Genomic DNA, 15779 nt, shown 5'->3' with positions numbered 1-15779 from the left:
TATAAAGGTAAATAAAAAAAAGAATAGAAGGGTGATCAAACCATGAACCTTGACCGGTTTTCAGTACCAACAGCACTTGAGCTAAAACATTCTAAGGAGTTTTACATTAAGTTTTCTGAGGAGCCGCAAGAAGAATTAAAAACATGCTGCGGTTGCGGTCTAGAAATAGACATTGATGAGGCTTACGTAGAAAGCAAGATATACGATGAGGATTACATCCACGAACTAGACGAATGCATCATCGCGTATTACGTAAAAGAAGGTAGAAAAGACCTGCTCGGCACAAGCAAGTCTCGTAAGGTAATTTAAACAATTTGCAAATCAAATGACCTCGGAGCCAAATGACTTTAACAAAGCGTATTATACCATAAATATTTGGCTCCCCACAATAGGAGGAGTAAAAAATGATATTCAAAACGAAAACGGCACAGAAGATTGTAAACGTAAGCGAAATTACGCACGAGGATTGGCTTTCAACCAGAAAAGGCGGTATTGGCGGCTCTGAAGCGGCGGCCATTGCCGGCGTAAGCAATCCGAAATACAACTCGGCTCTAAAGGTTTTCAATAAAAAACTATCTATAACTGTAGATACAGATTCGCCAAGCGAAGAGGCTGAAATGGGCCACATCATGGAGCCTGTAATACGAAGCGTATTTAAGCAAAGAAACCCACAGTACAAAGTATATCGTAGCAACTTTATGTGGCGCTCAATAGAAACGCCTTTTGTAATAGCCAACGTAGACGGAGTTGTATACTGCCCGGAAAAAGGGTGGGGCGTACTTGAAATAAAGAATATGTCGGAATACCGGCTTAAGGAATTTGGAGAGCAAGAGATACCAATAGAGTTTCAAATACAAATGAGCCATTACCTATACTGCCTGGGCCTTAATTGGGGAATATTCGCGGTATTTATAGGCGGTAACAAGTATAGAGAGTTTTTTATCAAAAGAAACGATGCTTTGATAGAGAGCTTAATCAAAATAGAGCGGAACTTTTGGGAATATCACATTTTACAAGGTATCCCACCGGAGCCGGATGGTTCAGAAGCAAGTAACCAGGCTCTTCAGGAAATCTACTCTGTAGCGGATGCCAAGTCAAAAGACGATGTTCTTGCCTTGCCAAAAGATACAAAAAGCCTAACAGAAGCATACGAGTTCTATAAAGGCGAGGAAGAAAAGATGAAAAAGAAAAAGGACGAAGCCAAGCAACAACTCATGGCGATGCTAGGGCATTATCAAAAAGCGCAGATTGTAGGCGATACAAAGAAAATACATTGGTCTTTCCGTAAAGCCTTTGATGCGGTCAAGCTACGCGAGGAACGTCCGGAGCTATATAAAGAATATACAAAGCCAGCATTTGACGCGGCGGCCTTCAAAAAGGCATATCCAAAAGTACACAGCGAATTCATGACCGAAACAAATTCACGCACATTCAACTATAAATAAGCAAACTATAAACCTCGGAGGTAATCAAAATGTCAAATACAATTAATACTAATAACACAGCAAATATTCTTCAGCAACAAGCGGATAAAGTTGGGGCTAACGCTCCAGCTCCGCACCAAAACAAAGCTCCACAGAAAGCGGCTAGAAATACTTTTGCAGATTTTATGAGAACGGATGAAGTAAAGAACATGGTATCGAAGCTTTTATCGGACGAACGAAAACGCGAGCAATTCATGAGTTCGGTAATAAGCCTTCAAGGGGAAGATAGCAATCTACAAGATGCAACAAGAGGCAGTATTCTAAAGGCTTGCCTAAGAGCGGCCACACTAGATTTGCCAATAGATAAGAACCTGGGATTTGCCTGGGTGATTGCCTATAAAACCAAAGTAAAAGATGGGGATACAACCAGGGAAGTAAAGCTCGCCCAATGCCAGCTTGGATATAAAGCATTTATACAATTCGCTTTACGGACAGGAAAGTACCACAAAATCAACGCCATTCCTATCTACAAAGGCCAGCTAAAAGGCTATAACTACCTTACAGAAGAGTATGAGTTAGACTTTTCGGTCGAACCTTCAAGTGATATAATAGGTTACATGGGGTATTTCAAACTGCTAGATGGCTTTGAAAAAACGGTGTATTGGTCAAAAGCAGATATTGAGGCCCACCGACAAAAGTTTTCTAAACAAGCATACGGATTCGGATGGAAAGAAAACTTTGACGCAATGGCATTAAAAACGGTAGTAAAAGGCATGTTGAACAAGTGGGGGCTACTCACAACGCAACTGCAAAACGACCTTAAAGAAGCAGAAGAAAGCGAACGTATCGATATTACGGACGAGGCTTTTGAAACAGAACCGAATTTACAACTAAATTAAAATATATACAAAGAGGACAGTGCATATACAGCATTGTCCTTTTTTTGTGTTTGGAGGCGTTGGATGAAGAGTTATGCAAACCGAGGAAAAGCGTTTGAAAAGATGATTGTACTAAGCAACAGGCATTATGCAATGAAACGGTGGGCCAATATTGAGAAGGTGGAGCCACCATTTAAAACCCTGGGATATCATCGCCAGTATGCATATGGATACTATGAATCAAGCGGCTTTGTTGATTTTGTAGGCATAGCCAATGGCCGAGCACTTTGCTTTGAAGCTAAATCAACCAATGAGCGGACTCGTTTTCCGTTAAACAACATTAAGCCGAAGCAGTATCAAATATTAAAAGATTGGTATCTACAAGGGAGCATTAGCTTTTTATTAGTGGAATTTGAGAAACGTCAAATCGTGTTCTTGCTTAAATTCAGCCAATTAAAGAAATGGTGGGAGGAATCACTGGAAGGTGGCCGTAAATCAATCCCTTTTGAATGGTTCCATTTCAACTGCCAACGAGTAAAAAACGACCGGGGTATACCTTTAGATTACCTGCAGGCATTAAATATCAACTAAAAATTAAAGGAGCGGATATATATGATAACGAAATTGAGCGCGAAGGAATTTAAAAAGATTGAGGCCCACCTGGAGAAGTATCGGAATTACAAATTAGGAATTGAAAACCTGCAGAAACAATTAAATCATATGTACCCAAAAACAACGGCCACATATGATCTAAGTAAAGAAGGCTCCAGCGGAACGTTTTTGTTTAATAGCAACACTGAAAACTTTGGAATTAAGCGAGCGGAGCTAAGTGAAGCGATCGAGGAAGAAATAGCAGCATACGAAATTATTATTAATAGCATTGAGTCTACATTGGATCTCCTGAATAAAAAGGAGAAGCTGTACGTAGAGCTGAAATATTTTGATAATCTGAAGAACAATCGCGTAGCGGAAGGACTGGATTGCTCTATAAAAATGATGTACAACATTCGTGAAAGTTTTAAGGAAAAAGCACAGCTTTCTCTTCGCAATCTCCTTTTACTAGAAAATTAAGGGGTAACAAGGGGTATAAATAGGTTCACAAAAAGGGTGATGTTTATCGGCTTTAGACGTGTTAATATGGTAGTGTGCAATCCGTACCCCCATATGGATTGCGCTCGTGCTTTTTAGCACATTCTCTAGTCGCCAGTCTCTTCTGAGGCTGGCCGTTTAACCTAACCAAATAGCATGCAAATTGTAAGCAACCTCCTTTTACCAAGGGGAGTGCATCCAATTTGCATGCTTTTTTTATACATTTTTTTCAGGAGGGATTTCATGAGTGGAATTAACGAATTTGTAAAAGAGTACCCCATAGCGGATATAAAACCTCATCCAAACAATCCGCGTGTTCATCCGGACTCTGCGATCGAGAAACTTCAACGCAGCATTCAAGAATTCGGATTTGTAAACCCTGTTCTAATATCTAAAGACGGTATTTTACTCGCCGGCCATGCTCGTATTAAGGCTTCAAAAAGCCAACAACTCGATCATGTACCGGCTTTAATTTTGGATTTAGAAGGCACAAAAGCTGATGCCTACTTAATCGCTGATAACAAACTACAAGAAGAAACCGAGTGGGATTTACCGGTATTAAAGGATTTGCTTGAGGAATTAGACACAGGCGAGTTTCCACTTGAATTAACCGGTTTTGAAATGCCAGAAATAGAAGAGCTACTTACTTACACAAACGATATTGATCCAGGCGAAGCGGCTGACGATGGTTTTGACGAAGAGGCGGCCTTGGAAGATATCGAGGAGCCTATTAGTAAGCCAGGGGATGTTTGGACATTGGGCCATCATCGTTTAATCGTTGGAGATGCTACAAACCCGGACCATCTTGCTAAATTAATGGATGGCCGATTAGCGGATATGGTTTTTACTGATCCACCATACAACGTAGCTTACGAAGGGAAAACAAAAGAAGCCCTGCGTATTCAAAACGATGAAATGAGCAACGATGATTTTTATCAGTTTTTATTTGATTTCTACTCAAACATTTTTAACTTCACAAAAGAAGGCGGCCCGATCTATATCTGCCATGCTGATTCAGAAGGTGTAAACTTCCGATCTGCTATGCAAAACGCTGGCTGGCTCATGAAGCAATGCATCATATGGGTAAAAGATGTTTTTGTTATGGGCCGACAAGATTATCACTGGAAGCACGAGCCTATTTTATACGGATGGAAGCCAGGAAGTGCTCATAAATGGTGGGGCGATCGTAAACAATCCACTGTTTGGGATATTCCTAGACCAAAACGAAACACTGAGCATCCAACGATGAAACCTATTGAACTAGTAGGTAAAGCTCTAGAAAACTCAACGCGTCCAGGGGATTTAATTATTGATACGTTTTCCGGTTCCGGTTCTACTATGATGGCTTGCCAACAATTAGATCGCGTTTGCTATGGAATGGAGTTAGATCCTAAATATGCAGATGTAATTGTTAAGCGTTGGGAAACTTACACTGGAGAAAAGGCGGTGAAAGAGAGTGGCCAGGAAGCTGAAGTTAACGCCTGAACTCATCAAAGAAGCGGTTGACCTAGTAAAAGCCGGTAATTATAACGAAACGGTGTGCCAATATTTAGGTATTGGAGAGACAACTTGGTATCGCTGGATGAAAGAAGGAGAAGCGGCGAAATCAGGCATTAAAAGGGAGTTTTGGGAGTCAATAAAAAGGGCTGAGTCATATGCCGAAATCAGAAACGTGGGCATCATTCAGAAAGCGGCTGAAAAAGCGAAAGATGATCCTAAGTTATGGGTAGCGGCCATGACGTTCCTAGAGCGCAAGTTTCCTCAACGATGGGGTAAAACAGATAAATTTAAAGCAGACCTTAATCATTCCGGGGAGGTGATCGACCGCCATGAGCAAAACCACAATGTCAACATCAAACAAGAAGTCAAGCACACCTTCGATGAGTACGATGAAGTCATCAGCGAAGTCCTTAACGAAAGACGAGCAAGAAGAACTTCAAGTTTACCTGACGATCAAGAGGGTTCTCACTAATCCGTACATTCCGCATAAGCCAACGGTTAAGCAATTAAAGCTGTTGCTATGCGATGCCAGGGAAGCATTGTTCGGTGGAGCCGCAGGCGGTGGTTAGGTAAGTCGGATGCTTTATTAATGGCGGCTTTGCAATATATACACGAGCCTGGTTATGCTGCCATTATGTTTCGCCGTACTTATAAGGATTTAGCCATGCCAGGAGCCTTAATGGACAGGGCGCATGAATGGTTGGATGATACGGATGCTCATTGGAGCGAGAAGGATAAAACCTGGACGTTTCCTTCCGGGGCCACTTTAACCTTCGCGTACTTACAGCATGAAAATGATAAATACAATTACCAGGGTGCGGAGTTTCAATTCGTAGCCTTTGATGAGCTTACTCAATTTGAGGAAAGCCAATATAGATACCTGTTTTCACGTTTGCGCCGATTAAAAGGTTCAAACGTTCCTTTGCGTTGTTATTCTGCTAGTAACCCAGGCGGCCGGGGCCATGCATGGGTGCGACAAAGGATACTAATCGAAGGGCAGAAAAAAGGCAGAGAATTCATTCCTTCTAAGCTAGAGGATAACCCTTACTTAGATACAGAGGATTATGAACAATCTTTAGCGGAAATGTCACAATACGAAATCCAGCAATTAAGGCATGGGGATTGGGATGCTGTACCGGATGGAGAAATGTTTAAACGCCATTGGTTCAAAATCGTAAAAGAAGCTCCTGCCGATGTGAAAATGGTGCGATATTGGGACTTGGCCGCAACGGATAAAAAGAAAGCCACTGATACCACAGCTTATACGGCTGGTGTAAAGATGGGCATGAAAGATGGCCAGTATTTCATTATGGATATGAGGCGCGTTCAATTATCGCCTTTAGCGGTTGAGCAATTGATCAGGCAAACGGCCGAACTAGATGGCGTTGGTGTTCCTGTATGGATGGAGCAAGAGCCTGGTTCTTCCGGGGTAAATACGATTGATCACTACAGGCGCAAAGTTTTAAACGGCTTTGCTTTTTATGGTGATCGACCAACTGGCCCAAAAGAAGAACGTGCTAGACCTTTAGCATCTGCGGCCGAAGCAGGAAACGTATTTGTTGTTGAGGGTACTTGGGTGAATGATTTCCTGGATGAAATCGTAGGTTTCCCTGCTGGCCAATATAAAGATCAGACCGATGTTAGTGCTGCCAGCTTATCTATATTGAACGAAATGAAGGATATGAAACATGCTGTCAAACCTACAATTGGCGGTGTTAAGCGGAGGTAAAGCATGGATGTAAAGAGCTTTTATATACACCGAAAAGATCAGTGGGATTTAAAGGGCGGCCGCCCTATTATTTGCATTCACAAACATTACGATCAAGGGAGCGGATGTGCTCGTATTTTTTGTTTGTGGTTTGATGGATTCAAAATAAAATGCCGCCTTGAAAATCCCTTCAAATATCGTATGTAGGAGGTGAGAACATGGCTTTTTGGGATTGGCTTTCTTTTAGCAAAAAGAGAATAGACAAGGATGTACGAGACATTGTGCGAGCATCAGCAAAAGCCACTATTGGCAACGTTGGTGGCCGGCAAACGAGATCCAAATGGGAAGAACAGTTTCTTTGGTACGATAGCGGCGTTATTATGCGCGATGAGTTGCGTTCTAAAGAATTGCTGGATACCTTAAAAATCATACGCGATATTAATCCGGATGCATCGATGGCCGTATGGAACCTGCTCCGACTCGGTAACTCTCGACATGATGTTGAGGTATTGAAGCCAAGCGGCACAGTCGATAAAAAAGCCACCGATCTATTAAACGACTATGCAAAGCGTATGGGGAAATTGTATGGCGGTGGAGTAGATCAGCTGATCAATGTCCTCTTGCTTACTTTATACACCCAGGGAGCAATTGCCCTTGAGGTGGAAATATCGGAAGGTTCAGATGATGTTGTGGACTTTCATGCGGTTGATCCTAGTCGAGTCGATTTTAGAAGAAACCGCGAAACGAACGAGCTAGAGCTGGTGCAGAGGCAAGAAGATGGAACCTATAAGGTACTAAACCCGGAAACAGTCTTTTACTACGGACAAGATCCGGATATTGATGACCCTTATGGACGATCTCCAAGTTTATCTATCTTGCAAATTATCTTTTTCCAAGTGCAAGTTTTAAAGGATTTGCAAAAGGTAGTGCATCACCAGGGGCATCCACGTTTTGATATTTCAATAGTTGAAGAGGCCATAATTGAAAACATGCCAGATTATGTTAAAAACCAAGGGCCGGATGCAGTTCGAGAGTTTGTTTCAAGCTATATTGCTGATGTAGAAGAGCAAATGGCCAATTTGGAGCCGGACAGCGACTTTTTCCATACCGACAGCATAAAGGTTGATTTAGCTGGTGGCACAAGTAGCGGCCAAATGTTAAATGCTGAAAAGTTAATCGGTATTATTAATCAACAAGTCGTTACGGCATTAAAGCAATTGCCTATTCTTCTAGGACGCAATGAGACAGCCACAGAGACGCATGGTTCCATTCAATGGCAAATATATGTGCGAGGGATTGAAAGCCTTCAGAGGGGCGTAAAACGACTCTTAGAACGTGCATACAATGTCGTGTTGCAAGTTAATGGATTGCAAGGTAGTGCATACATTACGTTTGATAAGCTCCAAACGAGCGATCGTAAAACGGATGCTGAAGCAGAAAACATTGAAACGCAAACGAAAATTGCCCAGGTTAACCAGGGGTGGATTGAAAACGATGAGGCCGCAACAGAAATGGTGGGCCATCCAGCAGTTAACGATCCGATTCCTATAAACCCTGTAGCAACAAGCGTTCAGCCGGAAGAAGGAGATCCAAACGATCAAACCGATCGTACCCTTCGCGTGGTTGGAGGCGTAAAAAAAAACAAAATTTTAGCCGATCCGAATCACTAGATGATTATATAAACGGCATAAACGAGGAATGGTCGTCTGAAATTGCTGATATTGCACAAAAGGCAAGACGAGCTTATTCGCGGTTCTTAAAGAATCAAAAGGCTGAATATATAAAACGTTTAAAGAAAGCGCCGGCTCCACCATCCAGGGTGCTAGTAGATATCCGATCTTTAAAAAGCGTAAAACGCGAGGATGTTCCTGATCCTTCAGATGCTTTTAGGTATTGGGTATTAACAAATATTTTATCTGATTCATATGAGCAAATTTCTTCCTGGAACAAAGAAATATACGGATATATGGAAGAAGCTATGATTCTAGCTGGTTCTCGTTCATTAGCTTCACTCGATGTAGATATTCAATTTAACCCTAGAGATTCATTGATGCTTCGCTGGTTGCAAAATCGTAGCTTCAGGGAGGCTCAACTTATACAAGGAGTTACTGACGAATATGTTATCAATTCTTTATGGAACGCCGTTTATGAGGACTATAGTATCCCTGCAGCAGTTCAATATTTGCAGACTGATTTTGGATTTAGTGAAGGCCGGGCAGAGCGCATAGCTAGGACGGAAATTGTAAGTGCTAGTCGATCGGGCCAATATCATGGCGATCAACAATCAGGCATTGTCATTGGTAAGGAATGGCGCTCGGCTCAACAGGAAAGAACTCGCCCAGGACATAGAGAAGCGAATGGTCAAAAAGTGGCTTTTGATAAACCTTTCTACGTAAAGAATGCAAAAGGAAATCCTGAGCCATTGCAATTCCCTGGCGATTCCTCACAAGCCTCAGCCGATAACACTATTAACTGCCGTTGTTGGTACAAGAGAATTCTAGAGGGCGAGGATTTTGAAGAAACGAATTGAGGAGATATCTTGCAATGAAGCGGTTATTAGTGACGTATGAGTTGAGGGGTGAATTGGTAAGGGCCATGTTAAATCTACCAAGCAAAAAGGGCGTAAAGCCTTTATTAATGCAGTATCACATGGAGAACGATATAGAAGCTATTCGTATTAAAAACATACGAGAATATCCTATCGATCAAAAAGTGCTGCATGTTTGGTATTGCGGCTGAAGGGAGGCCGGTTCCTATGATGTACTTTGTGGGTTTCTTTTTAGGAATTGTCTTAATTTATTTGCTTTTAACAAGCCTATTTTAATACTTGAAGGGAGGTGAAATAATTGAGCGCTTTAGTTCAAATGCCTGTAAGGGTTACTGCTCAACCAATCCAAGAGAACGAGTTGGAGCGAACCTTAGAATTAATTAATCGGCATACATTAGAGCCGGTTGCAGATGCATCGCAAGTTTTTACGTTTTCCGGCATCTGCAGTAACGACCGAATTGACGCTTATATGACGCGTATGGACCCGTTTACCACGCTTAGAAATTACGTGGAGGATTTAAAAAATGGTGTTAGCTTACAAGCTGGCCATGATATTAGCAAGAATCCTTACGGACGCTCATACGATGCTCAATTTTTAACTTCGCATGAAGAAAATTCAGTGCGAGGATTTTGGTATATCCTACGCAACCTGAATATTAACGGCGAAAATACAGACGATACGATCAGAGCTATGAAAGCAGGAATTTTACGCGATTTAAGCGTTGGTTTCGGCGGCGATGATATGTACTATCGCTGTTCAAGCTGTGGTAAAGATTTATTTGATCATGGCTGTTCTCACTTCCCAGGATTAGAGGACGAAAATGGACGCATGGTATCGGCAGTTATCGTAAATGGCCGATTGCGTGAGGTTTCTAGTGTATACAAAGGGGCCACGCCTGGTGCGTTTATTGATAAGGCAAGAAGCTATGCCCAACAAAAACAATTAGATAATCGAGAAGTGCTACGACTAGAGAACGCTTATTCAATCCGACTGGATGATGGTAAGGGTTCTTTTTATATGCCGCAAAATAACTTCTCTGCTGGAGGAGGAATTGTTGCGGATGGTTCAACAACAATCACAGTGCCGAATAAAAGGCAGGAGGAGGATAACAAAATGGGTGAAGAAAACAACCGAACTTATTTTTCACGTAACAACTTAATCGCGGATATCCGTCATGCGGTACGCGAAAACAAAATCGAAAAGGCGGCGATTTATGATGTCTTAGCAGAGGAAGGCGATGCTTTCCGTCAACCTGAAGATATCGAAATCCGTAACGTTCTTGGTAAGGATTTATGCAAACCTGAAGCAATTCGCCAATTAAAGCATGAAGCAGAGCAAGGTCGCCGTTACTTAGCGGATACAATCGATCAAGCTGTAGCTTCTCGCGTTCGCGCTTTTGGTGATACATTCAATGCTGAATCTTATCGTTCAATGCTTGCGAAAAGCGGCGAGATCGATCACATCAAAGAAGAAATCAATGCTTACGAGCGCATGGCGAAAGAGCGTTTCAAGCCAGGACGCCAAACTGAGCCACAACCAATCCCTGGTGAAGATGATAACAACCAGGATGATAACCAAAACAATCGTTTTTCATCAGTAGATGATGACAATTTATTTGATCAAGGAGGCGAAGAATAATGCCACGCGTAGGAGGACATTTACCGGATGATTATGGGTTATCCCTTACAGTTTTAGTGCCAACAGCAAGCACTGAAAACCCTGTAAATACAGGTGATACATTAGTTTTTACAACCGAGGCGGCATATAGCGCAGGCCCGGCGGCGGCTGGTGCGGCAGTTCAATTAATTGCTAAACATCCAGTTAGCGATCCTTACACACCACTTGGCGTTCATGCCTTTGGTTTTTCTCGTGTAAGTAAAGTTAAATTTTCAGGAACTGCGCCAACAATCGGTGCTTCTGTAGCGGCCGATGGAAACGGTGGAGTACAAGCGGCGGCTGAAGGAAACGGCACTCGCGTACTTTATGTTGACGCAGCTGGCGGCTTCTGCGAAGTTGCATTCCCATAAACAAAATAAAAGGAGGTTGATAAAATGGGAGCTTTAAAAGTTAAAAATAGATCAGGAAAAATTATTCAATTACCACAAGGGACGGACTTGCAACGTGCTCTTTCCGAAAAATACGGAACTGAGCCAGCAAAGCATGCTTCGTCTTATCATTATCGCCATTACTTAAAAGAGCAAGGATTGTCTCGTAAGGATGTTATTAGCGCTCTAGGGATTGAGGACATCAATCGCGTTCAAGTAAGAGAATTATTAACCAATGACGGAACTAAGCCATTATTCAACTCGGTTATTGAAGATGGTTTACGCATGGGTTGGGAGCGCGAATCAAACTGGCAGCAGTTAGTAGCAGAAACGATCCAAACAGATCAATTCAGCTATTTATGGTATTTCCTAGACTCTGGTGCTACACCGGAAGAAAAAGAAGAAATGTTTGGCCTTCGTGATATCGGTCAAGGTGCTCCAATTCCGGTCGGCACTATTGGCGTGGGCGAGCAGTCCATTAAGATGCATAAAAGAGGGCGAGGCATTGAATTCAGCGATGAAAGTAAAAGAGCGCCTATTAGTCTAGTACAATTATGGCTCCGCGAACTTGGACGTCAATTAGGCCGCCAATATGAATCCGTTGCTGTAAATCGTCTTTTAAATGGCTATTTTTCAGATGGTAGCGATGCGGCTCCTACTGTTGGAGTTTCTAATGCTTCTGATTGGGGATTAGCTGATATCTTCTACGCGGCGGCATATCAACAGGATACTTTCGGTCAACGTCCGAACCGCGCTATTATGAACTTAGAAACAGCATATAAAATTACATCTTTACGTGATGGAAATTCTTATTTATATCGCGATGAGCTTCAAAATAACGAGTTTGCAGACGTTCTAAACAGCAAGCCATTTATTTCTGATCAATTACCGGATAATCGCATTATTCTTGTAAATACCAATGCGGCGCTTGTTCGTTACCAAGGGAAACCTTTTAGTGTTGAAAGCGATCGAAATGTTAAAACGCAAGTTGAGGGAAGCTATGGTACAGAAATCAGTGAATTCGTTCCGTTTATTCCTGAAGCGCGTATCATCGTTACACTTGACCAAGCTCGCGGTTAATATAACTAAATAAAATATTCAGGTCGGCTAGTATTTGGGCGGCTTATTTGCCATGCCTAAATGCTAGAAACGGCCGTATAGGAGGTTTTTCTAATGGCGAAAAAGTCTCAAACTGAAGAACAAAACGTTGAGCTTTCTGAAACCGAAAAGGATGCTCTTGATGTTCAAAAAGCGGCGGCTGAAAACAAGTCGTCCGGTAAAAAATTTAAATTAGCTGATCCTAAAAAGTCTTACCAAGAAGCGGAGTTTACGCTTGCTGGCGACCAAGAGAAAGAATTACCGGAATACCCATCCGATCAATTAATCGCTCGTATTCGTGCAGGGTTTATTGTAGAGGCATAAACCTATGTTCCTTACCATTGAGGATGCAAAGGCCCTTACTACTTTTGAAGAGATAGCAGGGCTTTCCGATGAGGAAGTACAGCGCTATATAGATCGAGCGGATGGATGGATTCGCCGTACTACAGGCCGTTACGACTTAATGGATACGATCGATGAATATATACAGGAAGATTTGCGCCTCGCCACAATCATGCTGGTGGAATATATATGGTATTGGGATCAAGAGGAACCAAAAGAACAAGCCATTTCTAGGGATGATACAGTGAAAATCGGCTCTTATACGTATGACAAAATGAGGGCCGACTCGCGAGGTAGAACGGGGAATTTGGAGTTAGATATGATTTTAGATTCCCTCAAATATAACCCTGCTGCCTTTCTTTTCCGCACAACTAGGAGGGGCCGTATATGAGGTTTAAAACGCTTCTTGTTCATCGATGTAGCCTTTTAACCACTGGGGAAGCAACCGGCGAGGACGATTATGGTCGGCCTATACCTTCAACGGTGGAAACGATCAATGTACCATGCCGAGTTGACCAGGTTCGGGAGCGTGTAGTTTCCGGGGCTACTGGCGATGATTTTATATTAAACAACACTTTGATTTTAGGAGCCTCAATTCCTATATTCCTAGATACAAAAGTGCTTGAAATAAAGGATTTACAAGGGAACCCGGTATTAGAGGGTTCTTTTTCTATTGAGAATATAAACCCTTTCTACAAAGGTCAAAACCTACATCACTATGAAATTGCTTTGCAAAGGGAGTGAGCGTATGGCCAGGAAGGATAATCTTAAGTTCAACATCGATATTAGCCAGGATTTATACGAATGGGCTGATCCTAAAAAGCTCAAGAAAGCAAGGAGTAAGGCGGTGGAGGCCGCCGGTGTTGTATGGGCCGATGAAACCAAGGAACTTACCCAGGTGGAGAACCATATCGATACTTCTTTGTATATAAATTCAATTGGTTATGTCACAAACTTTCCTGATACAAATAAAAGCGGCCAGGGAAGCCGCCAAGCAACCCAGGCAGACGTTATTCATGAATTAGAGGAAAGTCCTGATACAACTACTTTACGTATTGGTTCGGCCGTTTCTTATGCGGATGACTTGGAGAAAAGATTTGCTTTAATGAATCGCGGCCTGGATAAAGCCAAGCCAAGAATGGAGCAAGTTTCTGATTACCAAGTGAAAAAAGCACTCGGCCTTTTATAAGTTCAACTAAAGTTAAACTTAATGTTAAAATGGAAAATTTAAGTTGAACTTGAAATAAAACTGTTAACCTACTTTTAGCCTTTTCAGGCATTTCTTTAGTGAGCGGAAATGCGACAACTGATAGGGGTAACATAGGGTAGTTCAACTCTAGTTCACCTTAAATTTTAAGTTCAACTTGTAGGAGGTAAAGATGGAGCGGCCAAACCTTACAAATAGACCAGGAGCACCTCCACCACAATCGGCCAGGCCGTACTATAAAGCACCTTGTATGCATCGATATAAGCACATTGATACATGCAAGTTTCGTATTACAGAGGGCATGGCCTACAAGTGGAAGGTGGTGGATCGCTTCTTTTGCGAGAAGTGTTTAACTACCAAAACAAAAGAAAGCTTTTATGAGGTGGGGGAGTATAGATGATTGATTACGTTGACGTCATTCCTCCAGTTCGAAAATTACTTGCTTCGCTACTAGATGTGAAAGTTTACGGTAATACATGGCCGACTAATATAAACACCATCCTTCCGGGGGTGCTTGTGCGTACTACTGGCGGCACTGATTATACGCGAATTCAACTAGTAGCAAGGGCAAACGATGACATAGCGGCCATGCAAAACGTTATTAAAGCCATGAACGCTTTGGAACGTAATGCTGCCGATATTCAAGGGTTGAGAATTCTGTGGCTAGAAAGGGAAGCAAACCCGATCGCAACGCCGGATGTGGACACTGGAAAGCCGGAAGCCTGGTGCTTTATGCGAATGGAGCACATGGAAGCATAGACTAGGAGGTTATTAAAATGGCAGAAGAAAAAAACGAGACGAAAAAGTCTGCAACAAGTTCAACTAGTTCAACTCCTTCTAAGATTCAGGTTGTTGGTCCAGTTGATAATAATAGCGGTTCAAGTATTTTGCGTTTTGTACGCGATGCTGAAAGTAAAGCGCCTATCGACATTGTTCCTGGCCAAACATTAACAGTGGGTGGCAATAGCGGCGATGTAACAAAGGCCGAAGCAGAGCGCTTATTATCATATACTCGATGGGAATTTAAGGAGGTAAATGAATAATGGCTGATATCTATAAAGTTAATAGTGGAAATATCGTTGGTGGGGCTGGCCGTTTGGTTTGCAAACCTTATGATGGTACTTTCCCTGCAAGTATTGATGAAGTAATGGATTTAGCTTCTCCGTTTAATTTAAAAACAGGATGGCGCGATCTTGGAGCTACAGTTGATGGCATTTCTACATCTCGTGGCTTTGATTCAGACGATTTCGAAGTAGATCAATATGTAGGTGCAATTGATAGTTCAATTACTGGATGGAATCATTCACTAGAAACGCAATTGGCTGAAAATACAGTGGAAAACCGCCAGCTTTCATTGATTGGTGGAACGATTATTGAAACGCCTCCGACTTTAGGAACGGCAACAACATTAACGGCGGCTTCTGCAGTAAATGCATCTATTATTTCTGTGACTACAGCAACAGGAATTACACCTGGAACCTTCGTCCAGGTATCTGAAGGTGCAAACGTAGAAATGCGACAAGTAAATCGTGTAACGGGCAATACAGTTTATCTAGAGAAGGCTTTATCAAAGGCTTATACGACTGCTGCTAGTGTACGCCCTGTTACTAAATTAGGAAGTCGCCGCATCGGATTCGGTACGGTTCAGAATATTCCTGAGTACACTTATGCTCTAATTAGCCAAAAGAAAGATGGCTCTTTATACATGGCCGTATTCCGTAAATGTAAGGTTACTGGCGATGACAAAGAGCAGACGTATGAAAAGGGGAAAAGAACGATCCCGTTGTCGCTTAATGCCTATCCTGTAGATGGCGTTCCTACTGAAGAGAACGTTTATTTTGAAGTAGAACAGCTGACTGCCACTCCCTAAGAGAGCAGGAGAATACTTTGACGTAGCGCTGGTTTATGATGCCGGCGCTGGTCAATTTTATTCGCCTGC

The 15779-nt window shown here is 42.3% G+C and carries 22 protein-coding genes; all 22 read left to right on the top strand.

Annotated elements, in window-relative coordinates; all coding sequences use genetic code 11:
* Positions 1 to 42 precede the first annotated feature (42 nt).
* A complete protein-coding gene (locus WKH56_RS33255) occupies positions 43 to 309 on the top strand; it encodes a hypothetical protein (protein WP_342837666.1) in 267 nt (88 codons plus the stop codon).
* Positions 310 to 404: 95 nt separating this feature from the next.
* Positions 405 to 1445 carry a YqaJ viral recombinase family nuclease gene (locus WKH56_RS33250; RefSeq protein ID WP_342837665.1) on the top strand — a complete coding sequence of 347 codons (1041 nt, stop codon included), beginning with the start codon at positions 405 to 407 and terminating at the stop codon, positions 1443 to 1445.
* Between the two features lie 29 nt (positions 1446 to 1474).
* Positions 1475 to 2323, top strand: coding sequence for a recombinase RecT (locus WKH56_RS33245; protein ID WP_342837664.1), 849 nt, complete (start codon positions 1475 to 1477; stop codon positions 2321 to 2323).
* 63 nt (positions 2324 to 2386) lie between these two features.
* Positions 2387 to 2893, top strand: coding sequence for a Holliday junction resolvase RecU (locus WKH56_RS33240; protein ID WP_342837663.1), 507 nt, complete (start codon positions 2387 to 2389; stop codon positions 2891 to 2893).
* A 21-nt stretch (positions 2894 to 2914) separates the two neighbouring features.
* On the top strand, positions 2915 to 3373 hold the full coding sequence (locus tag WKH56_RS33235; protein ID WP_342837662.1) for a hypothetical protein: 459 nt from the start codon (positions 2915 to 2917) through the stop codon (positions 3371 to 3373).
* A 261-nt stretch (positions 3374 to 3634) separates the two neighbouring features.
* Positions 3635 to 4876, top strand: coding sequence for a site-specific DNA-methyltransferase (locus tag WKH56_RS33230; protein ID WP_342837661.1), 1242 nt, complete (start codon positions 3635 to 3637; stop codon positions 4874 to 4876).
* Positions 4848 to 5363: a helix-turn-helix transcriptional regulator gene (locus WKH56_RS33225; RefSeq protein WP_342837660.1), complete on the top strand. Its 516-nt coding sequence runs from the start codon at positions 4848 to 4850 to the stop codon at positions 5361 to 5363. The genes WKH56_RS33230 and WKH56_RS33225 overlap by 29 nt, the downstream gene beginning before the upstream one ends.
* 48 nt (positions 5364 to 5411) lie before the next feature.
* Positions 5412 to 6620: a phage terminase large subunit gene (gene terL, locus WKH56_RS33220; RefSeq protein ID WP_342837659.1), complete on the top strand. Its 1209-nt coding sequence runs from the start codon at positions 5412 to 5414 to the stop codon at positions 6618 to 6620.
* A 3-nt stretch (positions 6621 to 6623) separates the two neighbouring features.
* On the top strand, positions 6624 to 6806 hold the full coding sequence (locus WKH56_RS33215; RefSeq protein ID WP_342837657.1) for a hypothetical protein: 183 nt from the start codon (positions 6624 to 6626) through the stop codon (positions 6804 to 6806).
* Positions 6807 to 7258: 452 nt separating this feature from the next.
* On the top strand, positions 7259 to 8269 hold the full coding sequence (locus tag WKH56_RS33210; RefSeq protein ID WP_342837655.1) for a hypothetical protein: 1011 nt from the start codon (positions 7259 to 7261) through the stop codon (positions 8267 to 8269).
* A 149-nt stretch (positions 8270 to 8418) separates the two neighbouring features.
* Entirely contained in the window at positions 8419 to 9129 is a 711-nt protein-coding gene (locus WKH56_RS33205; protein ID WP_342837653.1) for a phage minor head protein, read from the top strand.
* Between the two features lie 14 nt (positions 9130 to 9143).
* Complete coding sequence (locus WKH56_RS33200) at positions 9144 to 9338, top strand: hypothetical protein (RefSeq protein WP_342837651.1); 195 nt, start codon at positions 9144 to 9146, stop codon at positions 9336 to 9338.
* A 107-nt stretch (positions 9339 to 9445) separates the two neighbouring features.
* On the top strand, positions 9446 to 10786 hold the full coding sequence (locus WKH56_RS33195; protein ID WP_342837650.1) for a hypothetical protein: 1341 nt from the start codon (positions 9446 to 9448) through the stop codon (positions 10784 to 10786).
* On the top strand, positions 10786 to 11175 hold the full coding sequence (locus WKH56_RS33190) for a hypothetical protein (protein ID WP_342837648.1): 390 nt from the start codon (positions 10786 to 10788) through the stop codon (positions 11173 to 11175). The genes WKH56_RS33195 and WKH56_RS33190 overlap by 1 nt, the downstream gene beginning before the upstream one ends.
* A gap of 24 nt (positions 11176 to 11199) precedes the next feature.
* Entirely contained in the window at positions 11200 to 12273 is a 1074-nt protein-coding gene (locus tag WKH56_RS33185) for a phage major capsid protein (RefSeq protein WP_342837647.1), read from the top strand.
* A gap of 93 nt (positions 12274 to 12366) precedes the next feature.
* Entirely contained in the window at positions 12367 to 12615 is a 249-nt protein-coding gene (locus WKH56_RS33180) for a hypothetical protein (protein WP_342837646.1), read from the top strand.
* A 4-nt stretch (positions 12616 to 12619) separates the two neighbouring features.
* Entirely contained in the window at positions 12620 to 13024 is a 405-nt protein-coding gene (locus WKH56_RS33175) for a head-tail connector protein (protein WP_342837645.1), read from the top strand.
* The gene (locus WKH56_RS33170; RefSeq protein ID WP_342837644.1) at positions 13021 to 13377 is read left to right on the top strand and encodes a hypothetical protein; all 357 of its coding nucleotides are present in this window, start codon (positions 13021 to 13023) and stop codon (positions 13375 to 13377) included. The genes WKH56_RS33175 and WKH56_RS33170 overlap by 4 nt, the downstream gene beginning before the upstream one ends.
* A 4-nt stretch (positions 13378 to 13381) precedes the next feature.
* Complete coding sequence (locus tag WKH56_RS33165; RefSeq protein ID WP_342837643.1) at positions 13382 to 13822, top strand: hypothetical protein; 441 nt, start codon at positions 13382 to 13384, stop codon at positions 13820 to 13822.
* Positions 13823 to 14236: 414 nt separating this feature from the next.
* A complete protein-coding gene (locus WKH56_RS33160; protein WP_342837641.1) occupies positions 14237 to 14599 on the top strand; it encodes a hypothetical protein in 363 nt (120 codons plus the stop codon).
* 17 nt (positions 14600 to 14616) lie between these two features.
* Positions 14617 to 14883, top strand: coding sequence for a hypothetical protein (locus tag WKH56_RS33155; RefSeq protein ID WP_342837639.1), 267 nt, complete (start codon positions 14617 to 14619; stop codon positions 14881 to 14883).
* A complete protein-coding gene (locus WKH56_RS33150) occupies positions 14883 to 15710 on the top strand; it encodes a hypothetical protein (protein WP_342837637.1) in 828 nt (275 codons plus the stop codon). Before WKH56_RS33155 ends, WKH56_RS33150 begins: the two co-directional genes overlap by 1 nt.
* Positions 15711 to 15779 lie beyond the last annotated feature (69 nt).

Source organism: Priestia sp. SB1 (genome assembly GCF_038898415.1).
This window is presented reverse-complemented; position numbering and strand designations above follow the sequence as displayed.

What these genes read in the sequence shown, in the direction of transcription:
- WKH56_RS33255 (WP_342837666.1), top strand. Translation starts at nt 43, where the DNA reads ATGAACCTTGACCGGTTTTCAGTACCAACAGCACTTGAGCTAAAACAT.
- WKH56_RS33250 (WP_342837665.1), top strand. Translation starts at nt 405, where the DNA reads ATGATATTCAAAACGAAAACGGCACAGAAGATTGTAAACGTAAGCGAA.
- WKH56_RS33245 (WP_342837664.1), top strand. Translation starts at nt 1,475, where the DNA reads ATGTCAAATACAATTAATACTAATAACACAGCAAATATTCTTCAGCAA.
- WKH56_RS33240 (WP_342837663.1), top strand. Translation starts at nt 2,387, where the DNA reads ATGAAGAGTTATGCAAACCGAGGAAAAGCGTTTGAAAAGATGATTGTA.
- WKH56_RS33235 (WP_342837662.1), top strand. Translation starts at nt 2,915, where the DNA reads ATGATAACGAAATTGAGCGCGAAGGAATTTAAAAAGATTGAGGCCCAC.
- WKH56_RS33230 (WP_342837661.1), top strand. Translation starts at nt 3,635, where the DNA reads ATGAGTGGAATTAACGAATTTGTAAAAGAGTACCCCATAGCGGATATA.
- terL (WP_342837659.1), top strand. Translation starts at nt 5,412, where the DNA reads ATGCGATGCCAGGGAAGCATTGTTCGGTGGAGCCGCAGGCGGTGGTTA.
- WKH56_RS33215 (WP_342837657.1), top strand. Translation starts at nt 6,624, where the DNA reads ATGGATGTAAAGAGCTTTTATATACACCGAAAAGATCAGTGGGATTTA.
- WKH56_RS33200 (WP_342837651.1), top strand. Translation starts at nt 9,144, where the DNA reads ATGAAGCGGTTATTAGTGACGTATGAGTTGAGGGGTGAATTGGTAAGG.
- WKH56_RS33190 (WP_342837648.1), top strand. Translation starts at nt 10,786, where the DNA reads ATGCCACGCGTAGGAGGACATTTACCGGATGATTATGGGTTATCCCTT.
- WKH56_RS33185 (WP_342837647.1), top strand. Translation starts at nt 11,200, where the DNA reads ATGGGAGCTTTAAAAGTTAAAAATAGATCAGGAAAAATTATTCAATTA.
- WKH56_RS33180 (WP_342837646.1), top strand. Translation starts at nt 12,367, where the DNA reads ATGGCGAAAAAGTCTCAAACTGAAGAACAAAACGTTGAGCTTTCTGAA.
- WKH56_RS33175 (WP_342837645.1), top strand. Translation starts at nt 12,620, where the DNA reads ATGTTCCTTACCATTGAGGATGCAAAGGCCCTTACTACTTTTGAAGAG.
- WKH56_RS33170 (WP_342837644.1), top strand. Translation starts at nt 13,021, where the DNA reads ATGAGGTTTAAAACGCTTCTTGTTCATCGATGTAGCCTTTTAACCACT.
- WKH56_RS33165 (WP_342837643.1), top strand. Translation starts at nt 13,382, where the DNA reads ATGGCCAGGAAGGATAATCTTAAGTTCAACATCGATATTAGCCAGGAT.
- WKH56_RS33160 (WP_342837641.1), top strand. Translation starts at nt 14,237, where the DNA reads ATGATTGATTACGTTGACGTCATTCCTCCAGTTCGAAAATTACTTGCT.
- WKH56_RS33155 (WP_342837639.1), top strand. Translation starts at nt 14,617, where the DNA reads ATGGCAGAAGAAAAAAACGAGACGAAAAAGTCTGCAACAAGTTCAACT.
- WKH56_RS33150 (WP_342837637.1), top strand. Translation starts at nt 14,883, where the DNA reads ATGGCTGATATCTATAAAGTTAATAGTGGAAATATCGTTGGTGGGGCT.